The organism is Streptomyces sp. NPDC047315 (assembly GCF_040643215.1).
In the GTDB taxonomy this organism is placed as follows: Bacteria; Actinomycetota; Actinomycetes; order Streptomycetales; family Streptomycetaceae; genus Streptomyces.
In genome coordinates this window covers 210,546-236,342 of sequence record NZ_JBEYTZ010000007.1, presented here as the reverse complement: position 1 = coordinate 236,342, position 25,797 = coordinate 210,546, and the positions used below count along the sequence as shown (strand labels likewise).

Below are 25,797 nucleotides of genomic sequence, written 5' to 3'. Positions count from 1 at the left end.
CGCGATGCGCGGCACCGGCGGGGTGCGTCACGGTGGGAAACGTGATCGACATCCACGACCTGACCAAGCACCGCGGCCGGACGCCCGCCGTGGACGGCCTGAGCTTCACCGTGCGCCCGGGCCGCGTCACCGGCTTCCTCGGGCCCAACGGCGCGGGAAAGTCCACCACGCTGCGGATGATGCTCGGCCTGGACCGGCCCACCCGCGGCTCGGCCCTCTTCGACGGCGTGCCGTACGCCCGGCTGCGCCACCCGCTGCGCACGGTGGGCGCGCTGCTGGAGGCCCGGGCCGTGCACCCGGGGCACTCCGGCCGCTCCCACCTGCGCTTCCTCGCCCGTACGCACCGGATATCGGATGCGCGCGTGGACGAGGTGATCGAGCAGGTCGGCCTCGGAGCCGCGGCGCGACGCCGGGTGGGGACGTACTCCCTGGGCATGGGACAGCGCCTGGGGATCGCGGCGGCGCTCCTCGGCGACCCCCGCTATCTGCTGTTGGACGAGCCGGTGAACGGCCTGGACCCGGAGGGCATCGTGTGGATCCGCACCTTGATGCGCGACCTGGCGGGGCAGGGCCGGGCGGTGTTCGTCTCCTCGCACCTGATGGGCGAGGCCGCGCTGACCGTGGACCACGTGGTGGTCATCGGCCGCGGCCGGCTGCTGGCCGAGGGCGGGGTGGCGGAGGTCGTGGCCGCGCACGCGTCGCCCGGCGGTTCCTTGGAGGAGGCGTTCATCCGGCTCACGGCCGGTGCCGATGCCAGTGCCGGCACCGGCGTGGGCACCGACCTCGGCGGCGGTGCACGATGACGACCCCCGCCCCCAGCCCTGCTCTCGCCCCTGCCCCCGCTCCCGCCCGCGTGCTGGCATCCGTGCTGGCCCCGGCCCTGGCCGCCGAGTGGCTCAAGCTGCGGACCCTGCGCTCCACCTGGTGGACCCTGGTCGCGACCTTCGTGGTGAACGTCGCCGCCGGGCTCCTGTACGGCTCGGCCATCCGGGCGAACGCGGCGGACTACCGCCGCGAGGACTTCGACCCGGTCCTGATGGGCTTCGCCGGGGTCTCCCTGGGCCAGCTCGCCGTGGTCTGCCTGGGCGTGATGGCCGTCGCCGGCGAGCACACCACGGGCCTGGTGCGCTCCTCGCTGACGGCGGTGCCGAACCGTACGGCGTACTGGACAGCGAAGGTCGCGGTGCTGGGCGCGGCCACGCTCGCGGTGGCCCTGCCCACGGCCTTCGCCACTTTCTTCGTGGCCCAGACCGCGATGGGCGGGGAGCTGAACGCCTCCCTGGGCGATCCGGGCGCCCTGCGGGCGGTGTTCGGCTTCGCGCTCCATCTGACCCTGCTGTGTCTGGTGTCGGCCGGGGTCGCCGCGGTGCTGCGCAGCACGATCGCCTCGCTCGCCGTCCTGGTGCCGCTGTTCTTCGTGATCGGGGACGTGCTGGGGACGCTCCCGGGGATCGCGGAAGCGGGCCGCTTCCTGCCGCACCTGGCCGGCTCGCGGCTGATGGCCACCGTCCCCTTCGACCGGATCGGCTACGGCCCGCTGACGGGCCTCGCCGTCTTCCTCGCCTGGACGGCGGTGGCGGTGGCGGCCGGTCTGGTGGCCCTGCGCCGGCGCGACGCATGAGCCGGCCACGCAGGGGCCGCGCCCTGCGGGCACCCGGGTACCCTTGGAGTTCATGAGCACTCTTGAGCCCGAGCGCGGGACAGGGACGGGAACCCTCGTAGAGCCGACGCCGCAGGTGTCGCACGGCGACGGCGATCACGAGCGCTTCGCCCACTACGTTCAGAAGGACAAGATCATGGCGAGTGCCCTCGACGGCACTCCGGTGGTCGCGCTGTGCGGAAAGGTCTGGGTGCCGGGTCGCGACCCGAAGAAGTACCCGGTCTGTCCGATGTGCAAGGAGATCTACGATTCCATGGGTCCCGGCGGGGACAAGGGCGGCAAGGACAAGAAGTAGGGCAGCTCCGCCGGGTACCGGCGGCGGGTCCACGACGGCCCCTGGGGCGCGCGAGTAGGCGCGCCCCAGGGGCCGTTCTGTGTTTTCTGTGGCGATGTGCAGGTTGTTGGGGGGTTTTCGGCGGCCGTTGCACAGGATGCTCCGCCCGGTCACAGAGTGGTTGAGACCACTTGTCCCCAGGTTTGAGCCGTTCTATGTTCGCCTCCTGTTGTGCAGCACGAAACATGCGTTGCATATGTCGCAATGCATACCTCGCACTCACCCCGAGGGACCGCCCATGAAGCTCCGCTCCCGCATAGCCGCTCCGGTCACCGCGCTCGTCCTCGCCGGCCTCACCGCCACCGCGTGCGCACCCCAGACCTCCGACAACAGCTCTTCGAAGGACGAGAAGTCCGGCACCCTGCGGGTCTGGCTCTTCCAGGAGGTCAACAACGGGCCGAAGAAGAAGGTGGTGGACGACGCCATCGCCGCCTTCACCAAGCGGAACAAGGACGCCAAGGTCGAGGTGGAGTACATCCCCGTCGACACCCGCGCCCAGAAGATCAAGGCCGCCTTCAACGACCCGAAGAGCGCCCCCGACCTGATCGAGTACGGCAACACCGACACCGCCAGCTACGTGAAGGACGGCGGCCTCGCCGACGTCAGCAAGGAGTTCGGCGACTGGGCGGACGCCAAGGACACCGACGCGACGGCCAAGCAGTCCGTGACCGTCGACGGCAAGGTGTACGGCTCCCCGCTCTTCGTCGGCGTGCGCGCCCTGTACTACCGCACCGACGTGTTCAAGGAGCTGAACCTCAAGCCGCCCACCACCCAGGACGAGCTGATCTCCACGGCCAAGCAGATCCGCAAGGCCAAGCCCGAGCTCTACGGCCTCGCCGTCGGCGGCACGTACACCTACGGCGCCATGCCGTTCATCTGGTCCAACGGCGGTGAACTCGCCAAGCAGGACGGCAACAGCTACAAGTCCGCGATCAACAGCCCCGAGGCCCAGAAGGGCATCACCGCCTACACCTCCCTCTTCGGCGACGACAACTGTCCCGCCTCCAAGTGCGCCTCCATGGGCGGCAACGCCACCATCACCGCCTTCGCCTCCGGCACCGCCGCCATGGCGATCGGCGGCGACTTCAACCACCAGGCCGTCGAGGCGGGCAAGGCGAAGGGCAAGTACGCCGTGGTTCCGCTGCCCGGCGTCAAGGCCGGCTCCATCGCCCCCGCCTTCGCGGGCGGCAACAACGTCGGCGTCCTCAAGAGCAGCGAGCGCCGCACCCTCGCGGTCGACCTGATGAAGGAGCTGACCGGCAAGGAGAGCCAGCGCAAGCTCTTCGAGGCGATGGGCTTCCTGCCCACCTTCACCGACGTGCGCACCGAGATCGCCGCGAAGGAGCCCTTCGTGAAGCCCTTCGTCGACACCCTCGCCGCCGGCGCCAAGTTCGTCCCCGCCTCCGCCGGCTGGGGCCAGATCGACGCCTCCACCGTCCTGCCGACGATGTTCCAGGAGATCGTCAGCGGCAAGAAGGACGTGGCCGGGGCGTCGAACGAGGCCGCCAAGAAGATGGACGCGGCCTTCTCCGCCGCGGGCTGACCGGACGGGACGCGGACACCTCGACATGACGCACGAAGCGACAGCGGGGCCGGGCGCGGTGGTCACCACCGCCCCGGCCCCCGCCGAGAAGCACCCCGGTCGGAACGGGAAGTCCCGGCCCGCGCGCCGCCGCGGGCCGGGCGGGCGGCAGGGCAGCCGCTGGACGCCCTGGCTCTATCTGCTCCCCGCGCTGGTGGTCCTCGCGACCCTGCTGGTCTACCCGATCTACCAGCTCGGCCTGATCTCGTTCCTCGAATACACCCAGGCCCAGGTCAGCGGTGGCGAGCCCACCACCTTCAAGGGCTTCGGGAACTACCAGACCCTCTTCTCCGACAGCCAGTTCTGGCAGGTCCTGCTGGCGACGGTGGTCTTCGCCGCCGCCTGTGTGATCGCCACCCTGGCCGTCGGCTGCGCCCTCGCCGTGCTGCTGACCCGCATCCGGGCGGTGCCGCGGCTCGCCCTGATGCTGGCCGCGCTCGGCGCCTGGGCCACCCCCGCCATCACCGGCTCCACCGTCTGGGTCTTCCTCTTCGACCCGGACCACGGCCCGGTCAACCGGCTGCTCGGGCTCGGCGACTTCTCCTGGACGTACGGGCGCTACAGCGCCTTCGCGCTCGTCCTCTTCGAAGTCGTCTGGTGCTCCTTCCCGTTCGTCATGGTGACCGTGTACGCGGGCATCAAGGCGATCCCCTCCGAGGTGCTGGAGGCCGCTTCGCTCGACGGGGCGTCCCAGTGGCGCATCTGGCGCACGATCATCGCGCCGATGCTGCGGCCCATCCTGATCGTCGTCACCATCCAGTCGATCATCTGGGACTTCAAGGTCTTCACCCAGATCTACGTGATGACCTCCGGCGGCGGCATCGCCGGGCAGAACCTCGTGCTCAACGTGTACGCGTACCAAAAGGCGTTCGCGTCCTCGCAGTACAGCCTGGGCTCGGCCATCGGCGTGATCATGCTGCTGATCCTGCTGGCCGTCACCCTCGTCTATCTGCGCCTCATGCGACGCCAGGGAGAAGAGCTGTGAGCACTTCCACGAGCACTTCCACAAGCGATTCCGCAAGCAGTTCGACGAGCACTGCGACGGGCACTTCGAAGAGCGGTTCGACGAGCCGTGCGCGCTCCTTCCGGATCCGGCGCCCCTGGCGGCTGGCCGCCGAGGCGACCGCGCTGCTCGTCGCGGTCGTCGTCGCCTTCCCGCTGTACTGGATGGTGCTCTCCGCCTTCAAGCCGGCCGGCGAGATCCAGTCGACCGAGGCGCGCCCCTGGACGCTCAACCCGTCGCTCGACTCCTTCCGCCGCGTCTTCGAGCAGCAGGAATTCGGGCGCTATTTCCTCAACAGCCTCTTCGTCGCCGGCACGGTCGTGCTCGCCTCCGCGCTGATCGCCTTCCTGGCGGCGACGGCGGTGACCCGGTTCAAGTTCAAGTTCCGCACGACGCTGCTGATCATGTTCCTGGTGGCGCAGATGGTGCCCATCGAGGCACTGACGATCCCGATGTTCTTCCTGATGCGGGACCTCGGTCAGCTCAACTCCCTCTGGTCGCTGATCCTGCCCCACATCGCCTTCTCGCTGCCCTTCGCGATCTGGATGCTGCGGGGATTCGTGAAGGCGGTTCCCGAAGCGCTGGAAGAAGCCGCCTACATCGACGGCGCGAGCCGCACCCGATTCCTGTGGCAGATCCTCTTCCCGCTGGTCTTCCCGGGCCTCGTGGCGACCAGCGTCTTCTCCTTCATCTCCACCTGGAACGACTTCCTCTTCGCCAAGTCGTTCATCATCAGCGACACCTCGCAGTCGACCCTCCCGATGGCGCTGCTCGTCTTCTTCAAACCGGACGAGAACGACTGGGGCGGAATCATGGCGGGTTCGACGGTGATGACCATTCCGGTGCTGGTCTTCTTCGTGCTCGTCCAGCGACGACTGGTCTCCGGACTCGGCGGCGCAGTGAAGGACTAATACTTCCTCCGGCCGTTCCCCCGCGGCCGGAGGAGGCTTTTCCGGACCCCCGAAAGCCAAGGCTCACCCGGCCAAGGAAGGATCCACCCCATGCCCGACGCCACCTCGACCGACGCCACGACTACCGGCGGCCCGACACCGGGCTCCCCCGAAGGGGCGGCGGGGCCCCTGCTGGTCCCCGCCCCGCAGTCCGTCCGCACCACCGACGGCGGCGGCGCCTTCGCCCCCGACGCGCACACCACCCTGTACGCCGCCCCGGGCACCGAGCGGGCCGAGCGCTGGCTGCGCGGCACGGTCGGCGCGGCCCTCGGGCTGCCCCTCGCCCCGGGCGGGGCCGGCGCCGCCAACTCCGTCACGCTCCTCGTCGACGAGGACCTCGAACCCGAGGCGTACCGGCTGACCGTCACCGCCGGCACCGGAGTGGAGATCCGCGGCGGCAGCGGCGCCGGGGTCTTCTGGGGCGCCCAGACCCTGCGGCAACTGCTGGGCCCGGCCGCCTTCCGCGCCGCGCCCGTCGGCCCCTCCGGCGCGGCGGTGGCCGCGCAGACGATCGAGGACGCGCCCCGGTTCGGCTGGCGCGGGATGATGCTCGACGTGGCGCGGCACTTCTCCCACAAGTCCGACGTGCTGCGGATGCTCGACCTGCTCGCCGCGCACAAACTGAACGTCTTCCACTTCCACCTCACCGACGACCAGGGCTGGCGCATCGAGATCAAGCGCCACCCGCGGCTGACCGAGGTGGCCTCCTGGCGTTCGCGCACCAAGTGGGGGCACCGCTACTCGGACCAGTGGGACGAGAAGCCGTACGGCGGCTACTACACCCAGGACGACATCCGGGAGATCGTCGCCTACGCGGCCGAGCGGCACATCCGGGTCGTCCCCGAGTTCGACATCCCGGGCCACTCGCAGGCCGCCATCGCCGCGTACCCGGAACTCGGCAACACCGACGTGATCGACACCTCCGCGCTCACCCCCTGGGAGACGTGGGGCATCAACCCCAACGTGCTCGCCCCGACCGAGGCCGTGCTGCGCTTCTACGAGGGCGTGCTGGAGGAGGTCCTGGAGCTCTTCCCGGCCGACGTCTCGCCCTACATCCACCTCGGCGGCGACGAGTGCCCCAAGGACCAGTGGAAGGCGTCCCCGACCGCGCAGGCCCGCATCGAGGAGCTCGGGGTCGGCGACGAGGACGGCCTCCAGGCGTGGTTCATGCGCCACTTCGACAAGTGGCTGACCCAGCGCGGCCGGCGGCTCATCGGTTGGGACGAGATCCTGGAGGGCGGTCTCGCCGCCGGCGCCACCGTCTCGTCCTGGCGCGGCTACGAGGGCGGCATCGAGGCGGCCAAGGCCGGTCATGACGTCGTGATGTGCCCCGAGCACCGGGTCTACCTCGACCACCGCCAGACCGACGACCCCGACGAGCCCATCCCGATGGGCTTCGTGCAGACGCTGGAGAGCGTCTACCGCTTCGAGCCGGTGCCGCCGGAGTTGACGCCCGAGGCGGCGAAGCACGTCATCGGCACCCAGGCCAACGTCTGGACCGAGGTCATGCAGGAGCGCGCCCGCGTCGACTACCAGGTCTTCCCCCGGCTCGTCGCCCTCGCCGAAGTCGCCTGGTCGCAGCTGCCCGCGCCCGAGGAGCGGGACTTCGCCGACTTCGAGCGCCGAATGGGGGCGCACTACCCGCGCCTTGACGCGCTCGGCGTCGGCTACCGGCCGCCCACCGGGCCGCTGCCCTGGCAGAAGCGGCCCGGCGTGAAGGGGTACCCGCGCGAGGCGCCGACCCCGAACGTGTGATCCGCCCGGGAGCCCGGTGCCGGCGCACCGGGCTCCTGGCACCGTGGAACCGTGCTGCGGAACAACTCGTCCCGACCCATGGCGAACCGTGTCGATCCGCGCGGGGCGCCGAAGGACCGTCAACCCGTCGACCCGCCCAAAAAGGGTCATTGCCCCAACAAGGGTGCATCCGTCGCGGACGTGCCCTTCGCGGACCCCCGCGGCGGTCGGCTCGGAAGATGTGCCAGAGTTGCCACGTCCGGGCTGTGAGCACGTACGGTACGGCAACACAGGCGGGATCGCCGGACACCGGGAAGGGGCAGCTGGGGTGACCACGCACGCACCGCAGACATCGCAGTCGGTGACGATGCCGGCTTCGCTCGACGAGGCCGTGGCGGCGCTGACCGCCATGCCCGCCGCGGTGCCGGTCGCGGGCGGCACCGACCTCATGGCCGCGGTCAACAAGGGGCAGTTGCGCCCCGCCGGACTCGTCGGCCTCGGCCGCATCAGCGAGATCCGCGGCTGGCGCTACCAGGACGGCCACGCCCTCCTCGGCGCCGGTCTCACCCACGCCCGCATGGGCCGCCCCGACTTCGCCGCGCTGATCCCCGCGCTCGCCGCGTCCGCGCGCGCCGCGGGACCGCCCCAGATCCGCAACGCGGGCACCCTCGGCGGCAACATCGCCTCCGCCGCCCCCACCGGCGACACCCTGCCGGTGCTCGCCGCGCTGGAGGCCGACCTCGTCGTGGCCGGCCCCGGCGGCAGCCGCCGCGAGGTCCCGGTCGCCCATCTGCTGGCCGGCCGCGAGGTGCTGGCCCCCGCCGAACTGATCGGGTACGTGCGCGTACCGCTGCTGCACGCGCCGCAGGTCTTCCTCAAGGCCACCGGGCGCACCGGCCCCGGCCGCGCCACCGCGTCCGTCGCGGTCGTCCTCGACCCGCAGCGGCGCGGGGTGCGTTGCGCCGTCGGCGCCATCGCGACGATGCCGCTGCGCCCGCTGGAGGCGGAGCGGTGGATCGCCTCCCTGATCGACTGGGACGGCGAGCGCGGGCTCGCGGCGGAGGCGCTGGTGGCCTTCGGGGAGTACGTGGCCGCCGCGTGCATCCCGGACCCCGAGCCGGCCGCCCAGGGCGAGGAGCAGCAGGTGCTGCCGCCCGCCGTACTGCATCTGCGGCGCACCGTCGCCGCGCTGGCCCGGCGTGCACTGGGGAGGGCGCTGTCGTGAACGGCAACACCAACAACACCGACCACGGGGCGGGGGAGCAGGACCACCAGCACCACGCTGACAACACTGCCCACACGGTCCACCCCGACCACTCCGCCCAGCAGGGCGGCCACCACCCGCAGTACCCGGCGCCGCACGCCCCCGAGCACGGCGGCTGGCAGCCCATGCCGCAGGGCGCGTTCGAGCAGGACGCGACCGCCTTCGTCCAACTGCCCCCGGACGAGGCGCTGCACGCCGCGCCCCTGGAGGCGCCCGGACACGGCTACGTGCCGCCGATGATCCTGCCGCTGACGCCGGTCGCCGACCCGCAGGTGCCCCAAGAGGCGCTGTCGCAGCCGCCGCACGCCCCCGAGCACGGCGGCTGGCCGGAGGCCCCCGGCTCCGGCTCGTCCGAGGCCCCCGCGCCCTCCGCGGCGTCGGCGGTGCCGTACACCGACGACCCGCACGCCACCGCCCAGTGGGCCTTCACGGAGGCCGACCGGTCGGCCGCACCGGCGCCGGCACCCGCGTCGGACGTCACGGGACAGTGGACCATCCCGGTCGCCCGCGGCGACCTGCCGGAGGAGACGGGGGAGTACACCGCCGCCATGCTCCAGGCGCAGCAGTGGAGTTCCGCCCCGCCGACCCTGCCGGGCGGCCCGCCCGCGCCCTGGGCCGCCGAAGCGCCCACCACGCTGCCGGGCGGCGCGCCCGCGCCGTGGGCGACCGAGCCCGAGCCCGCGCAGCCCGAAGCGCCCGCCGACGGCATCGACGCCGCGCCCCGGCCCGCGCCCGACGGGAACGGGTACGACTCGGCCGCGCACGCGCCGGCGGCGCCCGCGGCCCACCCGGCGCAGCCGCACCCGGTGCCCGCGGACGCGCAGACGGAGCCGCAGGAGGAGCCGGCGCAGGTCGAGACGGGTACGGCCGCCGCCCCGGAGACCGCTGAGCCCGTCGAGCCCGCGCCCGAGCCCGTCGCGTCCGAGACGCCCGGACCCCAGCTTGAGCCCGAGCCCGAGGCGGCGCCCGAAGCAGCGCCCGAGGAGCCGTCCGCCGGGGCGGTGCCCGCGCCCCGTACCGCCGACGCCGCTCCTGATGCCGCCCCGCCCGCCGACTCCGCCGCCCCGGCCCCCGACTCCGACGCTCCGGACGTCGAGCCCGTCGAAGCCCCCGAGGCCGTCCCCGCGCCCGTCTTCGAGGAGCACCCGCCCACCTCGTACGTCCTGCGCGTCAACGGCACCGACCGGCCCGTCACGGATGCCTGGATCGGCGAGTCGCTGCTGTACGTGCTGCGCGAGCGCCTCGGTCTCGCCGGCGCCAAGGACGGCTGCTCCCAGGGCGAGTGCGGCGCCTGCAACGTCCAGGTGGACGGTCGCCTCGTCGCCTCCTGCCTGGTCCCCGCGGCCACCGCCGCCGGCAGCGAGGTCCGTACGGTCGAAGGGCTCGCCACCGACGGCGAACCCTCCGACGTGCAGCGGGCGCTGGCCGTCTGCGGCGCGGTGCAGTGCGGCTTCTGCATTCCCGGCATGGCGATGACCGTGCACGACCTGCTCGAAGGCAACCACAACCCCACCGAGTTGGAGACCCGCCAGGCGCTCTGCGGCAACCTGTGCCGGTGCTCCGGCTACCGGGGGGTCCTGGACGCGGTGAAACAGGTCGTCGCCGAGCGCGAGGCGAGCGCCGCGGCCCTGGCCGAAGACGTCGAGGGCACCGGGCTCGACGCGGGCGCGGTTCCGCACGCCCCGAACGGGCCCGGCCCGGACCCTCTCATTCCGCACCAGGCGCCTCCCGGTGCGGGTAGTGTGCAGCCCCACCCGCACGACGGAGGCATGGCGTGAGCAACGACGCGGCCACCACCGCGACGCCCCGAGCGGCCGGATCGCCCCGGCCCGAGCAGCCCGTCGAGGAACGGGGGCTCGGCGCGTCCCTGCCCCCGACCGACGCGCGTGCGAAGACCGAAGGCACCTTCCCGTACGCCTCCGACCTGTGGGCCGAGGGACTGCTGTGGGCGGCGATCCTGCGCGCCCCGCACCCGTCCGCCCGCATCGTCTCCGTCGACACCTCGGCCGCCCTGGAGATGAAGGGCGTACGGGCCGTCATCACGCACGACGACGTGCCCGGCGACAAGGGCTACGGACGGCGCGTCGCCGACCGGCCCGTCTTCGCCTCCACCGTGGTGCGCCACCACGGCGAGGCGATCGCCGCCGTCGCCGCCGACCACCCGGACACCGCCCGGCTCGCCGCCGCGGCGATCGCCGTCGAGTACGAGGTCCTGGAGCCGGTCACCGACCCCGAGTCGGCCTTCGAGGCGCCGCCGCTGCACCCCGACGGCAATCTGATCCGTCACATCCCGCTGCGCTACGGCGACCCCGACGTCACCGGCGAGGTCGTCGTCGAGGGGCTGTACCGCATCGGCCGCCAGGACCCGGCGCCCATCGGCGCGGAGGCGGGCCTCGCGGTGCCCCGCCCCGACGGCGGGGTGGAGCTGTACGTCGCCTCCACCGATCCGCACACCGACCGCGACCTGGCCGCGTCCTTCCTGGGCCTCGCGCCGGACCGGGTCAAAGTCGTGGTCACCGGGGTGCCCGGCGCCACCTCCGACCGTGAGGACCCCGGCTTCCAACTGCCGCTGGCCCTCCTCGCGCTGCGCACCGGCTGCCCCGTGAAGCTGGTCGCGACCCGCGAGGAGTCCTTCCTCGGCCACCCCCACCGCCACCCCACGCTGCTGCGCTACCGCCACCACGCGGACGCCGACGGCCGGCTGGTGAAGGTGGAGGCGCAACTCCTCCTGGACGCCGGTGCGTACGCCGACGACTCCGCGGAGTCCCTGGCCGCCGCGGTCGCGTTCGCCTGCGGCCCCTACGTCGTCCCGCACGCCTTCATCGAGGGCTGGGCGGTGCGCACCAACAACCCGCCCGCGGGCCACGTGCGCGGCGAGGGCGCGATGCAGGTGTGCGCGGCGTACGAGGCGCAGATGGACAAGCTCGCCGCGAAGCTGGGGCTCGACCCCACGGACGTCCGGCTGCGCAACGTCCTGTCGACCGGCGACATCCTGCCCACCGGGCAGACCGTGACCTGCCCCGCGCCGGTGGCCGAACTGCTGCACGCCGTACGGGACTACCCGCTGCCCGCGCTGCCGAAGGACTCGCCCGAGGACGACTGGCTGCTGCCGGGCGGCCCGGAGGGCGCCGGCGAGCCGGGCGCGGTGCGCCGCGGCGTCGGCTACGCACTCGGCATGGTCCACATGCTCGGCGCGGAGGGCGCCGACGAGGTCTCCACGGCCACGGTCCGGGTCCACGACGGCGTCGCCACCGTCATCTGCGCCGCCGTCGACACCGGCTCCGGCTTCGCCACCCTGGCCCGCCAGATCGTGCAGGACGTCCTCGGTATCGACGACGTCCGCATGGCCCCGGTCGACACCGACCAGCCGCCCGCGGGCGCGTCCTGCCACGGCCGGCACACCTGGGTCTCCGGCGGCGCGGTGGAGCGGGCCGCGAAGATGGTCCGCACCCAGCTGTTGCAGCCGCTGGCCCATCAGTTCGGGATGTCCACGGAGCTGTTGCAGATCGCCGACGGCAAGATCACCTCGTACGACGGGGTGCTCTCCGTGACGGTCGCGGAGGTGCTGGACGGCAAGGAGCTGTGGGCGACCGCGCAGTGCCGCCCGCACCCCACCGAGCCGCTGGACGACAGCGGCCAGGGCGACGCCTTCGTGGGCATGGCGTTCTGCGCGGTGCGCGCGGTGGTGGACGTGGACATCGAGTTGGGCGCGGTGCGCGTGGTGGAGATGGCGGTGGCGCAGGACGTCGGGCGGGTGCTGAACCCGGCGCAGCTCGCGACCCGCATCGAAGCGGGGGTCACCTTCGGCGTGGGCACGGCCCTCACGGAGAACCTCCGCACCTCGCGCGGCACGGTCCGGCGCCCGGACCTGACGGGGTACGCCCTGCCGACGGCGCTGGACGCGCCGGACATCCGGATCGTGAAGCTGGTGGAGGAGCGGGACGTGGTGGCGTCCTTCGGGGCGAAGGCCGCGAGTGCGGTGCCGATCGTGACGTCGCCGGCGGCGGTGGCGGCGGCGGTACGGGCGGCGACGGGCCGCCCGGTGAACCGCCTCCCCATCCGCCCCCAGGCGGCCGTCACCCACACGTAACCCTTGCGGGGGCGGTGAAGGGGCCCGCCATTCTCTTGCGGCTGCGCTGGTCTCCGCGGCCCGGTGGTGGGCTTGTCGCGCAGTTCCCCGCGCCCCTAAAAGCCTGTGCCCCGGCCCGCAGGCGAGTGACGGGGGTAGCGAAACAGGGGCGCGGGGAACTGCGCGAACAACCACGGAGCACCCGCAGAGACCCACGCGCCCGCAGGGCCACGGCGAGCACGTCCCCCGCCCCCGCAAGCGCAGCGCGCCCGCAAGGCAGCCGCCCCGGGGCGCCGAAACCGGTTGAGCGCGAGCGGCAGCGAGCCTAGCTTCGGCGCATGGAAACGCACCCCCACGCCCTCGACTCCGCCGTCGTGCTCGTCACCGGAATCATGGCCGCCGGCAAGTCCACCATCGCCCAGCACCTCGCCGAACGCCTCCCCCGCGCCGCCCACGTCCGCGGCGACGCCTTCCGGCGCATGATCGTCACCGGCGGCGCGGACATGACCGTGGAGGGCGGCGAGGACTCGCCCGCCCGCGAGGAGCTGCGGCTGCGGCACCGGATCTCCGCCGCCGCCGCGGACCTGTACGCCGAGGCCGGCGTGACCGCCGTGGTCCAGGACATCGTCATCGGCGAGGACCTGGCGCACTACGTGGATCTGGTGCGCACCCGCCCCCTGTACGTCGTCGTCCTCGCGCCCGGCCCCGACGCCGTCGCCGCCCGCGAGGCCGGGCGGGCGAAGACCGGGTACGGCGGCGACTGGACCGTCGCACGGCTGGACGGGGTGCTGCACGGGCAGACGCCGCGGATCGGGCTCTGGCTCGACTCCAGCGCGCTGACGCCCGAGCAGACCGTGGACGCCCTCCTCGCCCGCCTGCCGGAGGCGAAGGTGTGAAAGCGCGTGTGACCGCCCCCCTCCTCGCCGGGGGCGGTCACACGCGCGTACCGGAGACCGTGACCGGATTCGAACCGGTGTACCTCGCGTTGCAGGCGAGTCCCTGAGCCTCTCGGGCACACGGTCGTGCGTTGCTTGCTGAGAAGAACGTAGATCGCGCACTCCCGCCCGGCCAAGGAATCCCCGCACCCCGCAATGTGACTGACACGCCCCGTTCACACTCCGCCCGTCGGTCGTACGACCAAGGGACCAGCCCGGGCCCGTCCAGCGACAGGGTCGATTTCGCTCCACGCCACTTACCCTGAGCGAATGACCCCCGCCCCCGAACCCCGTGACGTCGACGTGGACGTCGAAGGCGCCCCCGCGCCCGCCCTGATATCCGAGGACCCCGAGGCCACCGCGATCCTCGGCCGTACGCACCGCGCGCTCAGCGTCGGCATCATCACGGTCGTCCTGCTCGTCGCCTTCGAGGCGACCGCCGTCGGCACCGCCATGCCGGTCGCGGCGCGCGAGCTGGACGGCGTCGGGGCGTACGCCTTCGCCTTCTCCTCGTACTTCACCACCAGCCTCTTCGCGATGGTGCTGTCCGGGCAGTGGGCCGACCGGCAGGGGCCGCTGCGCCCGCTGGCCACCGGCATCGCCGCCTTCGGGGTGGGGCTGCTGCTGTCCGGGACCGCGAACGCGATGTGGCTCTTCATCCTCGGCCGGGCGGTCCAGGGGCTCGGCGGCGGCCTGGTCATCGTCGCGCTGTACGTGGTGATCGGCCGCGCCTACCCCGAGCGGCTGCGGCCCAAGATCCTCGCCGCGTTCGCCGCGAGCTGGGTGATCCCGTCCATCGTCGGGCCGCTGGTCTCCGGCACGGTCACCGAGCACCTGAGCTGGCGCTGGGTGTTCGTCGGCATCCCCGTGCTCGTCGTCTTCCCGCTGGCGCTCGCGCTGCCGGCGATCCGACGGATGGCGTCCGGACCGGCCGACCCGGGCGCGCCGCTGCCCGCGTTCGACGCCCGCCGCATCCGGCTGGCACTGGGCATCTCGCTGGGCGCGGGACTGCTCCAGTACGCCGCGCAGGACCTGGCGTGGCTCTCCGTGCTGCCGGCCGCCGCGGGCGCGGCGCTGCTGGTGCCCGCGGTCCTCGGACTGCTGCCCAGGGGCACCTACCGGGCGGCTCGCGGACTGCCGTCGGTGGTGCTGCTGCGCGGCGTCGCCGCGGGCTCCTTCATCGCCGCCGAGTCCTTCATCCCGCTGATGCTGGTCACCCAGCGCGGACTGTCCCCGACGATGGCCGGCCTCTCGCTCGCGGCCGGCGGGGTCACCTGGGCGCTGGGCTCGTTCCTCCAGTCCCGCCCCCAGATGGAGCCGCACCGCGAGCGGCTGGTGGCCCTCGGCATGGTCCTGGTCGCCGTGGCCATCGCCGCCGCCCCGGCCGTACTGATCGACTCCGTGCCGGTCTGGTCCCTCGCCGTCGCCTGGGGGATCGGCTGCTTCGGCATGGGCATGGTCATCGCGTCCACCAGCGTGCTGCTGCTGAAGCTGTCCGCCCCGGAGGAGGCCGGTTCGAACTCGGCCGCGCTCCAGATCTCCGACGGGCTGTCGAACATCATGCTGCTGGCGATCGGCGGCGCGGCCTTCGCCGCCCTCGGCGGCGGCTCCGTCGCGCACCACGCCTCCACCTCCGCCGCGGAGTCCGCCGGCTCCCACCCCGGCGCCTTCGCCGCGGTGTTCCTGCCGATGGCGCTGGTGGCCCTGGTGGGCGCGTGGGTCGCCACCCGGCTGCGGACCCGTACCACCGTCCGTCCCGCCGCCGGGACGGCGGACTCCTGACGCGTACGGCGCCGCGCTGGGCCGTGTGAGGTAACTCGCACTCGGCCCCGGGCCGGCCCCGTCCGAGCCGGACCGGTCCGGACGCACCGGTAGGGTGGCCCGGTTGTCATACCGAGCCCCCTCGGCCTGGAGCGGGGCTCGGCTGGAACCGCCCGCGACCCCAGCCCCGTGGAACCCGGGGCTCCGTGCCCGTCGCGCCCGTCGAACCGGAGACCGTGACTACCACCGCCGCCCACTCCCACCACCTCTCTCCCGCCTTCCCCGGCCGTGCCCCCTGGGGCACCGCGGGGAAGCTGCGCGCCTGGCAGCAGTCGGCCATGGACAGGTACGTACAGGAACAGCCGCGGGACTTCCTCGCGGTAGCGACGCCCGGCGCCGGGAAGACCACCTTCGCGCTCACCCTCGCCTCCTGGCTGCTCCACCACCACGTGGTGCAACAGGTCACCGTGGTCGCGCCGACGGAGCACCTGAAGAAGCAGTGGGCCGCCGCCGCGGCGCGGATAGGGATCAAGCTGGACCCGGAGTACAGCGCCGGTCCGCTCAGCAAGGAGTACCAGGGCGTCGCCGTGACGTACGCGGGAGTCGGGGTGCGGCCGATGCTGCACCGCAACCGCTGCGAGCAGCGCAAGACGCTGGTGATCCTGGACGAGATCCACCACGCCGGCGACTCCAAGTCCTGGGGCGAGGCGTGCCTGGAGGCGTTCGAGCCGGCGACCCGGCGCCTGGCGCTGACCGGCACCCCGTTCCGCTCGGACACCAACCCGATCCCGTTCGTCATGTACGAGGAGGGCAACGACGGCATCCGCCGATCCGCCGCCGACTACACGTACGGATACGGCAACGCGCTGGCCGACGGCGTCGTGCGGCCCGTCATCTTCCTCTCGTACAGCGGCAACATGCGCTGGCGCACCAAGGCCGGCGACGAGGTCGAGGCCAGGCTCGGCGAGCCGATGACCAAGGACGCGGTTTCCCAGGCGTGGCGCACCGCGCTGGACCCGCGCGGGGAGTGGATGCCGAACGTGCTGCGCGCCGCCGACCAGCGGTTGATCGAGGTCCGCAAGTCGGTGCCGGACGCCGGCGGGCTCGTCATCGCCTCCGACCAGGACTCGGCGCGTTCGTACGCCAAGCTGATCCGGGAGATCACCGGCACCAAGGCGACCGTGGTCCTCTCCGACGACACGGGCGCCTCGAAGCGCATCGACGACTTCAGCGAGGGCACGGACCGCTGGATGGTGGCGGTGCGGATGGTGTCCGAGGGCGTCGACGTGCCCCGGCTCGCCGTCGGCGTGTACGCCACCACCATCTCCACGCCGCTCTTCTTCGCCCAGGCCGTGGGGCGCTTCGTGCGCTCCCGGCGGCGCGGCGAGACCGCGTCCGTCTTCCTGCCGACCATCCCCAACCTGCTCGGCTTCGCCGGCGAGATGGAGGTCGAGCGCGACCACGTCCTCGACCGGCCCAAGAAGGAGGGCGAGGAGGACCCGTACGCCGAGTCCGAGAAGGAGCTGGACGAGGCGAACAAGGCGCAGGACGAGGACACCGGCGATCAGGACCAACTGCCCTTCGAGGCACTGGAGTCGGACGCCGTCTTCGACCGGGTGATGTACAACGGCGCCGAGTTCGGCATGCAGGCGCACCCCGGCAGCGAGGAGGAGCAGGACTACCTGGGCATCCCCGGCCTCCTCGAACCCGACCAGGTGCAGATGCTGCTGCAGAAGCGGCAGGCCCGACAGATCGCGCACAGCCGCAAGAAGCCGGACACCGAGGCCGACCTGCTGGAGCTGCCGGCCGAGCGCCGGCCCGTGGTCTCCCACAAGGAACTGCTGGAACTGCGCAAGCAGCTGAACACGATGGTCGGCGCGTACGTCCACCAGAGCGGCAAGCCGCACGGCGTCATCCACACCGAGCTGCGGCGGGTGTGCGGCGGGCCGCCGAGCGCGGAGGCGACGGCCGGGCAGATCCGGGAGCGGATCAAGAAGGTCCAGGAGTGGGCGACGCGGATGCGGTGACCGGCGCGGCGGTCGGCGGGGCGGTCGGCGCGGCCGATCACGGGGTGCTTCTTGGGGAGGAACAGGGAGGAACCGGTCCCATATCACATCCGTGGGACCGGATTCTGGACGGGGTCTTCCGCTGAGCGAACCAGCTCGCTACTGTCCCCGTCACACAATCAAGCGCCCCGTGGCAGCGCAGCCGCGGAGCCCAACCGGTGTGCCATGGCCCGTCGGTGGGCCCTCGGTGCGACGCCGACGGGACCGGTGCCGCGACGACCGGGGGACCCGCCGTCACTCACTCCGAAGGAGAGGGCGTCGTGACCGCGGAGACCTCCCAGACGCTCGACCGGGGACTGCGTGTCCTCAAGCTGCTCGCCGACACCGACCACGGGCTGACCGTCACCGAGCTGTCCGGAAAACTCGGCGTCAACCGCACCGTCGTCTACCGGCTGCTCGCCACCCTGGAGCAGCACGCCCTCGTCCGCCGCGACCTCGGCGGCCGGGCGAGGGTCGGCCTCGGCGTGCTGCGCCTGGGGCGCCAGGTGCACCCCCTGGTGCGCGAGGCCGCGATGCCCGCGCTGCGGGCGCTCGCCGAGGACATCGGCGCGACGGCCCACCTCACGCTCGTGGACGGCGCGGAGGCGCTCGCCGTCGCCGTGGTCGAGCCCACCTGGACCGACTACCACGTCGCGTACCGGGCCGGGTTCCGCCACCCGCTCGACCGGGGCGCCGCGGGCAAGGCGATCCTCGCCGCGCGCCAGGCCCCCGCCGACGACCCCGGCTACACCCTCACCCACGGCGAGTTGGAGGCGGGCGCGAGCGGCGCGGCGGCTCCCCTCGTCGGGGTGACCGGCATAGAGGGCAGCGTGGGCGTGGTGATGCTCGCCGACTCGGTCCCCGAACGCGTGGGCCCCCGCGTGGTCGACGCGGCGCGCGAGGTGGCCGAAGCCCTACGGTGATGCCTGCCGCGCTTTGACGGGCGCGGATGCGGTGACGGCGCCTGCGGCCCGGTGCCGGGTTGCCCGCGCAGTTCCTCCCCTGTGCCCTGAGGGCACGGGGGTACCCCCATCTCGGCCCCAGAGGGCCTGGGGGACCCCAGCGCCCCTGTCTCGCTGCCTCCGTCGGTCACCTGCAGGCTCGTCCACAGGCCGGGCCTACGCCCGCAGGGCGTGGGTAATGAGGGGCGCGGGGAACTGCGCGAGAAACCCGCCACCGGGCCGCAGGCGTCATCACCGCGTCGCCAGTACGGCGCAACAGCGCCCTGGAGCGGAACTGCGCGACCAGGCCACGTACGACCCGCAGCCGCCCGCCGGCAGTCCTCGGCACAGGGAGCCGCGGGGCAGCCGAGCCCGTCCCCGCCGGCCAAGACGTGGTCGGGGCGCTGCACCCGCGGCGCTGCGACTAGATTGGCCCCGTGCTCTCCCGTCTCACTCGCCCCCGCGCCATCGCCCTCAGCGCCCTGCCCGTCCTCGCGCTGCTCGCGGTCGCGGCCTTCGTGCCGCTGCCGTTCGTGATCGCCCAGCCGGGGTCCACCGCGGACGTGCTCGGGACGCAGGACGGCCAGCCCGTCATCTCGATCGAGGGCGCGCCCGTGCGCAAGACGACCGGGCAGTTGCGCATGACGACGATCGTGGCGACCGGGCCGTCCACGGACGTGGACGTCCAGGACGTCGTGGACAGCTGGTTCCGCACGGACCGCGCGGTGCTGCCGCGGGAGTCGGTCTATCCCGCGGGGAAGTCCGACCAGCAGGTGGAGAAGATCAACCTGGAGGCGATGGAGGAGTCGCAGCACGACGCGGCGAAGGCCGCGCTCTCGTACCTCGACGAGGACCCCGCGAAGGTGAAGGTCTCCCTGCGGCTGGAGGACATCGGCGGGCCGAGCGCAGGGCTGCTGTTCTCGCTGGGGATCGTGGACAAGCTCGACGGCAACGGCGCCGGCGGCGACCTCACCGGCGGCCGTACCGTCGCGGGTACGGGCACGATCAGCCCGGACGGCGAGGTCGGCGAGGTCGGCGGGGTCTCCCTGAAGACGCAGGCGGCCAAGCGGGACGGCGCGACCGTCTTCCTGGTGCCCAAGGGGGAGTGCGCGGACGCCGAGGCCGAGTTGCCGAAGGGGCTCCAGCTCATTCCCGTCACCACGCTCGACGGCGCGGTGGACGCGCTGCGGGACCTGCAGAAGGGCGAGAAGGTCCCCTCCTGCTGATCGCCCGGCGCCTCGCCGGTACGGGCCGCTCAAACCGTACGGGACCGCAACGGCACCGCCCGCCGCTGGACCAGCCGCAGGCCCACCTCCACCAGGGCCCACCCCAAGCGCACCCGCAGCGGCGTCCGGGGCGGGCGCTGCGCCCGTGCCCGCGCGGCCAGCGCGGATGCGGCGGCCCGGACCCGCAGCCGCGCGGCGCGCTCCGCGGCCAGTCGGAGCCGGAAGTCCGGGTGGGCCTCGCTCATTGTCCGTCCCCTCTCGGATCGTCCCGCCGGCCGTCGCCGCGCGGGAACGTGTGCAGGTGCACCCGGACCTTCTCCGCGTCCGCCGCGTCGGGCCCCGGGGCCTGTGCGTGGTAGTCCTGGATCAGGGCGTGCACCCGGTCCCGTAGGTCCAACGCCTGCGCGGGCGTCAGCCGCAGTGTGAAGTCGCTGAGGTCCGAGCTGCGCCGCCAGGCTTCGGGCCACTCGTGCGCGGTGCCGAGCCAGGTGCTGACCTCCTCGGTGTGGAGCGTCGCGATCTCGTGGATGAACAGGTCCGCCGCGCCGCGCACCGCGGGGTCGGGGTCGGTGAACAGCGAGTGGTCGATGCTCGTGCCGTCCGCGGAGGCCCGCCACCACCGCTCCCGGCCCTTGCCGCGCCCGGGCGCGTCCTCGACGAAGCCGTGGGCGGCGAGCTGCCGCAGGTGGTAGCTGGTCGCCCCGCTGGACTCGCCGAGCTTCTCCGCGAGGCCGGACGCGGTGGCGGGTCCGTCGTGGCGCAGGGAGGTCAGCAGTCGGATGCGCAGGGGATGGGCGAGGCCGCGCAGCGACCGCGGATCCAGCGGCCGGTACTCGCGCCGGTCATCGGCGGCGTCTGAGCGGTCTGAGTGGTCTGGGCGTTCCGACATGATGCAAAGATAGCTTTGCATCCACCTCGTTGCAAAGACTTCTTTGTATCGAGTTGTCGGGGCTCAGCCGGATCCCGGCTCGCCCGTCGCCGCCTGCTCCACCAGCGGGATGATCCGCAGCGGCACCGGGTTCTCCATCACGATCGCCGTGGACGCCCGGACGATGCCGCCGAAGCCCACCACCCGGTCGATCACCCGTTGGAGGTCCGCGTTGGAGCGCGCCACCAGCCGGCAGAGCATGTCGCCGTGCCCGGTCGTGGTGTGCAGCTCCAGCACCTCGGGCACGGACGCCAGATGGCTGCGCACGTCCGAGCCCTGCCCCTGCTTGATCTCCAGCGTCGCGAAGGCCGTCACGGGATAGCCGAGCGCCGCCGGGTCGACGTCCGGGCCGAAGCCCCTGATCACCCCGTTCGACCGGAGCCGGTCGAGCCGCGCCTGGACGGTGCCCCGGGCGACCCCCAGGCGCCGCGACGCCTCCAGGACGCCGATGCGGGGCTCCCGGGCCAGCAGCACGATGAGCCGGCCGTCCAAATGATCGATCGCCATACCCGCTCCCCGATGGTCATCATGTACAGAAGGGGCCACCATCGTGGACCCCGGCTGGACAGGTTGCCCAGAGGAACGACGAACTATTGCGCACCTTGTGGATCGGGTGGAGCCTGCAACCATGACTGAGACCATCGATCACCACCCCACCACCGCGCGCGAGGCCGACCCCTTCCCGGTGAAGGGAATGGACGCGGTCGTCTTCGCCGTCGGCAACGCCAAGCAGGCCGCCCACTACTACTCCACCGCCTTCGGGATGAAGCTCGTCGCTTACGCCGGGCCGGAGAACGGCAGCCGAGAGACGGCCAGTTACGTGCTGGAGAACGGCTCCGCCAGGTTCGTGTTCACCTCCGTCATCAAGCGGACCTCGGAGTGGGGCGCCTTCCTCGCCGAGCACGTCGCCGAGCACGGCGACGGCGTGGTGGACCTCGCCATCGAGGTCCCGGACGTCCGTGCCGCGTACGCCTACGCCACCGCGCACGGCGCCCGCGGCATCACCGAGCCGTACGAGCTCAAGGACGAGCACGGGACCGTCGTCCTCGCCGCGATCGCGACCTACGGCCAGACCCGGCACACCCTCGTGGAGCGCTCCGGCTACGACGGGCCGTACCTGCCCGGCTTCACCGCCGCCGCCCCGATCGTCGAGCCGCCGGCCCGCCGCACCTTCCAGGCCATCGACCACTGCGTGGGCAACGTCGAACTCGGTCGGATGAACGAGTGGGTCGGCTTCTACAACAAGGTCATGGGCTTCACCAACATGAAGGAGTTCGTGGGCGACGACATCGCCACCGAGTACTCCGCCCTCATGTCGAAGGTCGTCGCCGACGGCACCTTGAAGGTGAAGTTCCCGATCAACGAGCCCGCGATCGCGAAGAAGAAGTCGCAGATCGACGAGTACCTGGAGTTCTACGGCGGCGCCGGCGTCCAGCACATCGCGCTCGCCACCAACGACATCGTCGCCTCGGTGCGGGCCATGCGGGCCGCCGGCGTCCAGTTCCTCGACACCCCCGACTCGTACTACGACACCCTCGGCGAGTGGGCCGGCGAGACCCGGGTGCCGGTGGAGACCCTGCGGGAGCTGAAGATCCTCGTCGACCGCGACGAGGACGGCTATCTGCTGCAGATCTTCACCAAGCCCGTCCAGGACCGGCCGACGGTCTTCTTCGAGATGATCGAGCGGCACGGCTCCATGGGCTTCGGCAAGGGCAACTTCAAGGCGCTGTTCGAGGCGATCGAGCGCGAGCAGGAGAAGCGCGGCAACCTCTGACGCCGTCCGAGCGGCCCACGCTGCCCGCACGGTTCACGCCGTCCGAACGGTCCACGCCGTCGTGGGGACGGCCGGCGCGAACCGCGCCCGGCCGTCCGTCCGCGACTGTTTCCCCGGGGTTATCTACAGCCCTGCGCACGCGTTCGACGCTCTGCCTACCATCGAGGCGTGTGCGCACATGTGATGATCGCCGAGGACGACGACAAGCAGGCCGAGTTGGTCCGCCGCTACCTCCAGCGGGAAGGCCACGCGGTCACGGTCGTGACGGACGGCCGCGCCGCCGTCGAGCAGGTCCGCCGCCGGGCGCCGGACCTCCTCGTGCTCGACGTGATGATGCCCCGCACCGACGGGCTCGACGTGCTGCGCATCCTGCGCGCCGAGGCGTACGAACTCCCCGTGCTGATGCTCACTGCCCGCACCACGGAGGACGACCTCCTGCTCGGGCTCGACCTCGGCGCCGACGACTACATGACGAAGCCTTACAGCCCGCGGGAGTTGATGGCCCGGGTGCGCACGCTGCTGCGCCGCTCCGCGTCCGCCGCGGGGCCCCGCGGCGCAGCCGCCCCCGCCGCTGCCCCCGCCCCCGTCGAGGAACACCTGATCACCGTCGGCGCCCTCGTGATCGACCCCGAGCGGCACGAGATCACCCTGGACGGCGCCGGAGTCGATTGCACCCCGGGGGAGTTCCGCATCCTCACCGCCATGGCAGCCGAGCCGGGCCGGGTCTTCACCCGCCAGCGCCTCCTTCAAGAACTCCACGGCTACACCCGCTACATAGGCGACCGGACCGTGGACGTCCACATCATGAACCTCCGCAAGAAGATCGAGCACCAGCCGAAGAAGCCCCAACGGCTGCTCACCGTCTTCGGCGTGGGCTACAAGCTCGCGGACCCGGCGAAGGGCGCCGGCCGTGCGTCCTGACCGCGCCGCCACAGGGCGCAAGCGCGGGCGGGTGCACGGGCGTCGACTGCCGTTGCGCAAGAGCCTGTTGGGTCGGCTGCTGGCCGTCTCCGCCCTCGTCGCCGTCTGCTCCGTCGCCGCGACCGCCTGGCTGGCCGCCCAGACCACCTCCGGCGCCATCAAGCGGGAACAGGGCCGGAACCTCACCACGGACGCTCTGATCTACCGGACGCTCCTCGGCCACGCCGCGACCACCCCCCAGTGGGACGGCGTCCAGCGCCAGGTCACCGCGCTCGCCGAGAAGTACGACCGCCGGATCGCGCTGACCACCCGCGCCCGCGTCCCCATCGCGGACTCCGCGACCGGCGGGGCGCCGCCCGCGCTGCCCGAGAACGCCTCCGCCGTCATCGATCCGCTCAACACCGAAGCCGTGCTCGACCCCACCGCGGAGCAGAAGGCCGACCAAGGGTCGGTCCCCGTCGGCACGGCCGGGAGCGGAAAGGGCGCGCTGACCCCGGGCGGCATCGACGCCCGGGCCGTCGGCCCCTTCCGGCTGACCGCCGAGGAGGGCGCCCGGCTGCGTTCCGTCGCGGACGCCGTCGTCGACTGCCTGGGCGAGCGGTCCGTCACCGCCGAGCGCGTGACCGCCCCCAGCGGGCGCTCTTGGGTGCGGGCCGCCGGGTACGAGACCGGCGAGCTCCGCGACCAGTGCGGGCTCGGGCGCCTGGAGGTCCCCACCGAAACCGAGAGCGCGGCGCTCAAGGCGCTCACCAAGCTCTCCGACGACTGCCTGAGCCGCAAGGGCCACAAGAGTGTTCCGCTCACGATGGAGTTCGGCTCCGGACCGGACGCGAAGATCGCCGTGCTCGGCCAAACTCCCAAGGAGCGAATCCTGTTGGTGACGCCGGCCGATCCGAGCACCGCGGGGCAGGCCACCCCGCGGGCGGCCGAGCCGAGGAAGGAGCCGGACGCCCGGGTCGTCGTCCGGGTGGACAGCGTCGTGGAGAACTGCGTCGACACCGCCCGCCGCGACCAACTCGGCTCGTACGTGTCGTCCCCCGCGCTGCTGTTCATCAGCGACCCCGACGGCGCGGAGGTCCCCGGCTTCGACCTCTCCCCGGAGAACACCGCGCGCATCGCGGGCGCCGCGGCGCTGGTGCTGGCGCTGACCGTGGGGGCGTCCGTGCTGGCGGCCACCCGGCTCGTCCGGCCGCTGCGCGCCCTCACCGCCGCCGCACAGCGGATGAAGGACGGCGGAGCCGCGGAGCCCGTGCCGGTCCGCGGGGACAACGAAATGGGCCGGCTGGCCGCGGCGTTCAACGACATGGCGGAACACCGCACCCGGCTCGAACACCAGCGCCGCGAGATGGTCGGCGACGTCGCGCACGAACTCCGCACGCCGCTGAGCACCATCCGGGGCTGGCTGGAAGGCGCGCAGGACGGGGTGGCGGAACTCGACCCGGCGTTCGTCTCCTCCCTCCTGGAGGAGGCCGTCCAGCTCCAGCACATCATCGACGACCTCCAGGACCTGGCCCAGGCGGACGCGGGAGAGCTGCGGCTGTCCCCGGTGCCGGTGCGGATCGACGAGCTGCTGCCGCAGGTCGCCGCGGCGCACGCGCCGCGCGCGGAGGCGGCGGGCGTCACCTTGACGGTGTCGGAAGCCGGCGCCGACGCGGGGGAGTTGGCGGCCGACCCCGTCCGGCTGCGCCAGGCCGTCGACAACCTCGTCTCCAACGCCGTGCGCCACACCCCGCGCGGCGGCACGGTCACCCTGCGGGCGTACCGGGCGGGCGCGGGTGACGGCGAAAGCGAGGGCGAGGGGGCGGGCCGGCGGGTGGCGATCGAGGTCGCCGACACCGGCAGCGGCATAGCGGCGGACGACCTCCCGTACGTCTTCGACCGCTTCTGGCGCGCGGACAAGTCCCGCAACCGGCGCACCGGCGGCAGCGGGCTCGGCCTCGCGATCGTCCGGAAGCTGGCGGAGGCGCACGGCGGCTCGGTGGAGGCGGCCAGCCGGGTGGGGAAGGGGTCCGTCTTCACACTGCTGCTGCCGGTCGCGGTCGGGGCTGACGGGGAGGACACCGGGATCTGACAGGATCCTCACAACTCCCGGCCAGCCTTGCGGTCATACGGTTCCGAGCCCCTTCGGGACCCCCGGATTGGAGACATCCGTATGACCGAAGCGTCTGTGTGCCGCCGTCGTCGCCCGCTGCGGGCCCTCGCCGTCACCGCTGTCGCCCTCGGCGCGGTGCTGGCGCCGGCCGGTGCCGCGTTCGCCGACGAGAAGCCGAAGCCGTCCCCGGAGAGGGCCAAGGACGTGAAGTGCCTGCCCATCAAGACGGAGGGCGGCAGCACGGCAAAGGCGAAGCCGACCGACAAGGCTGACGCCTGCGTGATCTTCCGCGGGGACAGCAAGTCGGCGGAGGTGCCGAGGATCGTCCTGCCGCGCGGTGGCGTGGCCGCGGGGGAGCGGCCCGAGGTCACCGAGGGCGCCGCCTCCGGCGCCGGTGTCGGTGTCGCGGCCGGTGTGGGTGCGCTGGTGCTGGTGGGCGGGGGCGTGTTGGTGCGCCGCCGCGGTACGGCCCGGGCGACTGCGGCCTGATCTTCCGCTGCTGGACGGGCCGCGCAGTGGAGTGCGGCCCGTCCCGTACGACTGCGCCCCCGAGTCGCTCAGTTCGTCGTCCGCCTGCC

The 25,797-nt window shown here is 72.8% G+C and carries 22 protein-coding genes and 1 tRNA gene; 19 read left to right on the top strand and 4 right to left on the bottom strand.

From position 1 onward, the window contains the following. Positions 1 to 41 precede the first annotated feature (41 nt). The 11 genes from ABZ842_RS10480 to ABZ842_RS10430 all read left to right on the top strand — a co-directional run bounded on the left by ABZ842_RS10480 (position 42) and on the right by ABZ842_RS10430 (position 13,492). Positions 42 to 803, top strand: a complete 762-nt coding sequence (locus ABZ842_RS10480) for an ATP-binding cassette domain-containing protein (RefSeq protein ID WP_361534933.1) — start codon at positions 42 to 44, stop codon at positions 801 to 803. Further along, positions 800 to 1,621: an ABC transporter permease gene (locus ABZ842_RS10475; RefSeq protein ID WP_361534930.1), complete on the top strand. Its 822-nt coding sequence runs from the start codon at positions 800 to 802 to the stop codon at positions 1,619 to 1,621. The genes ABZ842_RS10480 and ABZ842_RS10475 overlap by 4 nt, the downstream gene beginning before the upstream one ends. 52 nt (positions 1,622 to 1,673) lie before the next feature. Then, on the top strand, positions 1,674 to 1,955 hold the full coding sequence (locus ABZ842_RS10470; protein ID WP_361534927.1) for a DUF3039 domain-containing protein: 282 nt from the start codon (positions 1,674 to 1,676) through the stop codon (positions 1,953 to 1,955). A gap of 277 nt (positions 1,956 to 2,232) precedes the next feature. Then, a complete protein-coding gene (locus ABZ842_RS10465) occupies positions 2,233 to 3,537 on the top strand; it encodes an extracellular solute-binding protein (RefSeq protein ID WP_361534924.1) in 1,305 nt (434 codons plus the stop codon). 25 nt (positions 3,538 to 3,562) lie between these two features. After that, on the top strand, positions 3,563 to 4,561 hold the full coding sequence (locus ABZ842_RS10460) for a sugar ABC transporter permease (protein ID WP_361534921.1): 999 nt from the start codon (positions 3,563 to 3,565) through the stop codon (positions 4,559 to 4,561). 104 nt (positions 4,562 to 4,665) lie between these two features. Further along, positions 4,666 to 5,490 carry a carbohydrate ABC transporter permease gene (locus ABZ842_RS10455; RefSeq protein ID WP_361535176.1) on the top strand — a complete coding sequence of 275 codons (825 nt, stop codon included), beginning with the start codon at positions 4,666 to 4,668 and terminating at the stop codon, positions 5,488 to 5,490. A gap of 90 nt (positions 5,491 to 5,580) precedes the next feature. Next, positions 5,581 to 7,284 carry a beta-N-acetylhexosaminidase gene (locus ABZ842_RS10450; protein WP_361534918.1) on the top strand — a complete coding sequence of 568 codons (1,704 nt, stop codon included), beginning with the start codon at positions 5,581 to 5,583 and terminating at the stop codon, positions 7,282 to 7,284. Between the two features lie 307 nt (positions 7,285 to 7,591). Continuing rightward, positions 7,592 to 8,488, top strand: coding sequence for an FAD binding domain-containing protein (locus ABZ842_RS10445; RefSeq protein WP_361534915.1), 897 nt, complete (start codon positions 7,592 to 7,594; stop codon positions 8,486 to 8,488). A gap of 164 nt (positions 8,489 to 8,652) precedes the next feature. Further along, the gene (locus ABZ842_RS10440; RefSeq protein ID WP_361535173.1) at positions 8,653 to 10,305 is read left to right on the top strand and encodes a 2Fe-2S iron-sulfur cluster-binding protein; all 1,653 of its coding nucleotides are present in this window, start codon (positions 8,653 to 8,655) and stop codon (positions 10,303 to 10,305) included. Next, on the top strand, positions 10,302 to 12,617 hold the full coding sequence (locus ABZ842_RS10435) for a xanthine dehydrogenase family protein molybdopterin-binding subunit (RefSeq protein WP_361534912.1): 2,316 nt from the start codon (positions 10,302 to 10,304) through the stop codon (positions 12,615 to 12,617). Before ABZ842_RS10440 ends, ABZ842_RS10435 begins: the two co-directional genes overlap by 4 nt. Before the next feature lie 317 nt (positions 12,618 to 12,934). After that, complete coding sequence (locus tag ABZ842_RS10430) at positions 12,935 to 13,492, top strand: AAA family ATPase (protein WP_361534909.1); 558 nt, start codon at positions 12,935 to 12,937, stop codon at positions 13,490 to 13,492. A gap of 54 nt (positions 13,493 to 13,546) precedes the next feature. Here the strand turns inward: ABZ842_RS10430 and ABZ842_RS10425 are convergent. Then, positions 13,547 to 13,618: transfer RNA gene (locus tag ABZ842_RS10425), tRNA-Cys, on the bottom strand. Positions 13,619 to 13,801: 183 nt separating this feature from the next. On the opposite strand from ABZ842_RS10425, the gene ABZ842_RS10420 reads away from it, so the two are divergent. From ABZ842_RS10420 to ABZ842_RS10405, 4 genes are all read left to right on the top strand, one after another. Further along, a complete protein-coding gene (locus tag ABZ842_RS10420) occupies positions 13,802 to 15,313 on the top strand; it encodes an MFS transporter (protein WP_361534906.1) in 1,512 nt (503 codons plus the stop codon). 215 nt (positions 15,314 to 15,528) lie between these two features. Continuing rightward, a complete protein-coding gene (locus tag ABZ842_RS10415; protein WP_361534903.1) occupies positions 15,529 to 17,319 on the top strand; it encodes a DEAD/DEAH box helicase in 1,791 nt (596 codons plus the stop codon). A gap of 299 nt (positions 17,320 to 17,618) precedes the next feature. Beyond that, positions 17,619 to 18,260, top strand: coding sequence for a helix-turn-helix domain-containing protein (locus ABZ842_RS10410; RefSeq protein ID WP_361534900.1), 642 nt, complete (start codon positions 17,619 to 17,621; stop codon positions 18,258 to 18,260). A 455-nt stretch (positions 18,261 to 18,715) separates the two neighbouring features. Continuing rightward, positions 18,716 to 19,504: a S16 family serine protease gene (locus ABZ842_RS10405; RefSeq protein WP_361534897.1), complete on the top strand. Its 789-nt coding sequence runs from the start codon at positions 18,716 to 18,718 to the stop codon at positions 19,502 to 19,504. 29 nt (positions 19,505 to 19,533) lie between these two features. Here the strand turns inward: ABZ842_RS10405 and ABZ842_RS10400 are convergent, their stop codons facing one another. The 3 genes from ABZ842_RS10400 to ABZ842_RS10390 all read right to left on the bottom strand — a co-directional run bounded on the left by ABZ842_RS10400 (position 19,534) and on the right by ABZ842_RS10390 (position 20,939). Further along, on the bottom strand, positions 19,534 to 19,749 hold the full coding sequence (locus ABZ842_RS10400) for a hypothetical protein (RefSeq protein ID WP_361534894.1): 216 nt from the start codon (positions 19,747 to 19,749) through the stop codon (positions 19,534 to 19,536). Further along, a complete protein-coding gene (locus ABZ842_RS10395) occupies positions 19,746 to 20,393 on the bottom strand; it encodes a helix-turn-helix domain-containing protein (RefSeq protein WP_361534890.1) in 648 nt (215 codons plus the stop codon). The genes ABZ842_RS10400 and ABZ842_RS10395 overlap by 4 nt, the downstream gene beginning before the upstream one ends. A 63-nt stretch (positions 20,394 to 20,456) precedes the next feature. Further along, positions 20,457 to 20,939 carry an Lrp/AsnC family transcriptional regulator gene (locus tag ABZ842_RS10390; RefSeq protein WP_361534887.1) on the bottom strand — a complete coding sequence of 161 codons (483 nt, stop codon included), beginning with the start codon at positions 20,937 to 20,939 and terminating at the stop codon, positions 20,457 to 20,459. Positions 20,940 to 21,060: 121 nt separating this feature from the next. On the opposite strand from ABZ842_RS10390, the gene hppD reads away from it, so the two are divergent. The 4 genes from hppD (at position 21,061) to ABZ842_RS10370 (ending at position 25,708) form a co-directional block, all read left to right on the top strand. Beyond that, the gene (gene hppD, locus ABZ842_RS10385) at positions 21,061 to 22,206 is read left to right on the top strand and encodes a 4-hydroxyphenylpyruvate dioxygenase (protein WP_361534884.1); all 1,146 of its coding nucleotides are present in this window, start codon (positions 21,061 to 21,063) and stop codon (positions 22,204 to 22,206) included. Positions 22,207 to 22,389: 183 nt separating this feature from the next. Next, positions 22,390 to 23,127 (top strand): response regulator transcription factor, encoded by a 738-nt coding sequence (locus ABZ842_RS10380; RefSeq protein ID WP_361535170.1) that lies wholly within the window; start codon positions 22,390 to 22,392, stop codon positions 23,125 to 23,127. Continuing rightward, positions 23,117 to 25,198, top strand: a complete 2,082-nt coding sequence (locus ABZ842_RS10375) for a HAMP domain-containing sensor histidine kinase (RefSeq protein WP_361534881.1) — start codon at positions 23,117 to 23,119, stop codon at positions 25,196 to 25,198. Before ABZ842_RS10380 ends, ABZ842_RS10375 begins: the two co-directional genes overlap by 11 nt. A gap of 81 nt (positions 25,199 to 25,279) precedes the next feature. Beyond that, complete coding sequence (locus tag ABZ842_RS10370) at positions 25,280 to 25,708, top strand: hypothetical protein (protein WP_361534878.1); 429 nt, start codon at positions 25,280 to 25,282, stop codon at positions 25,706 to 25,708. The last annotated feature ends 89 nt before the right edge of the window (positions 25,709 to 25,797 follow it).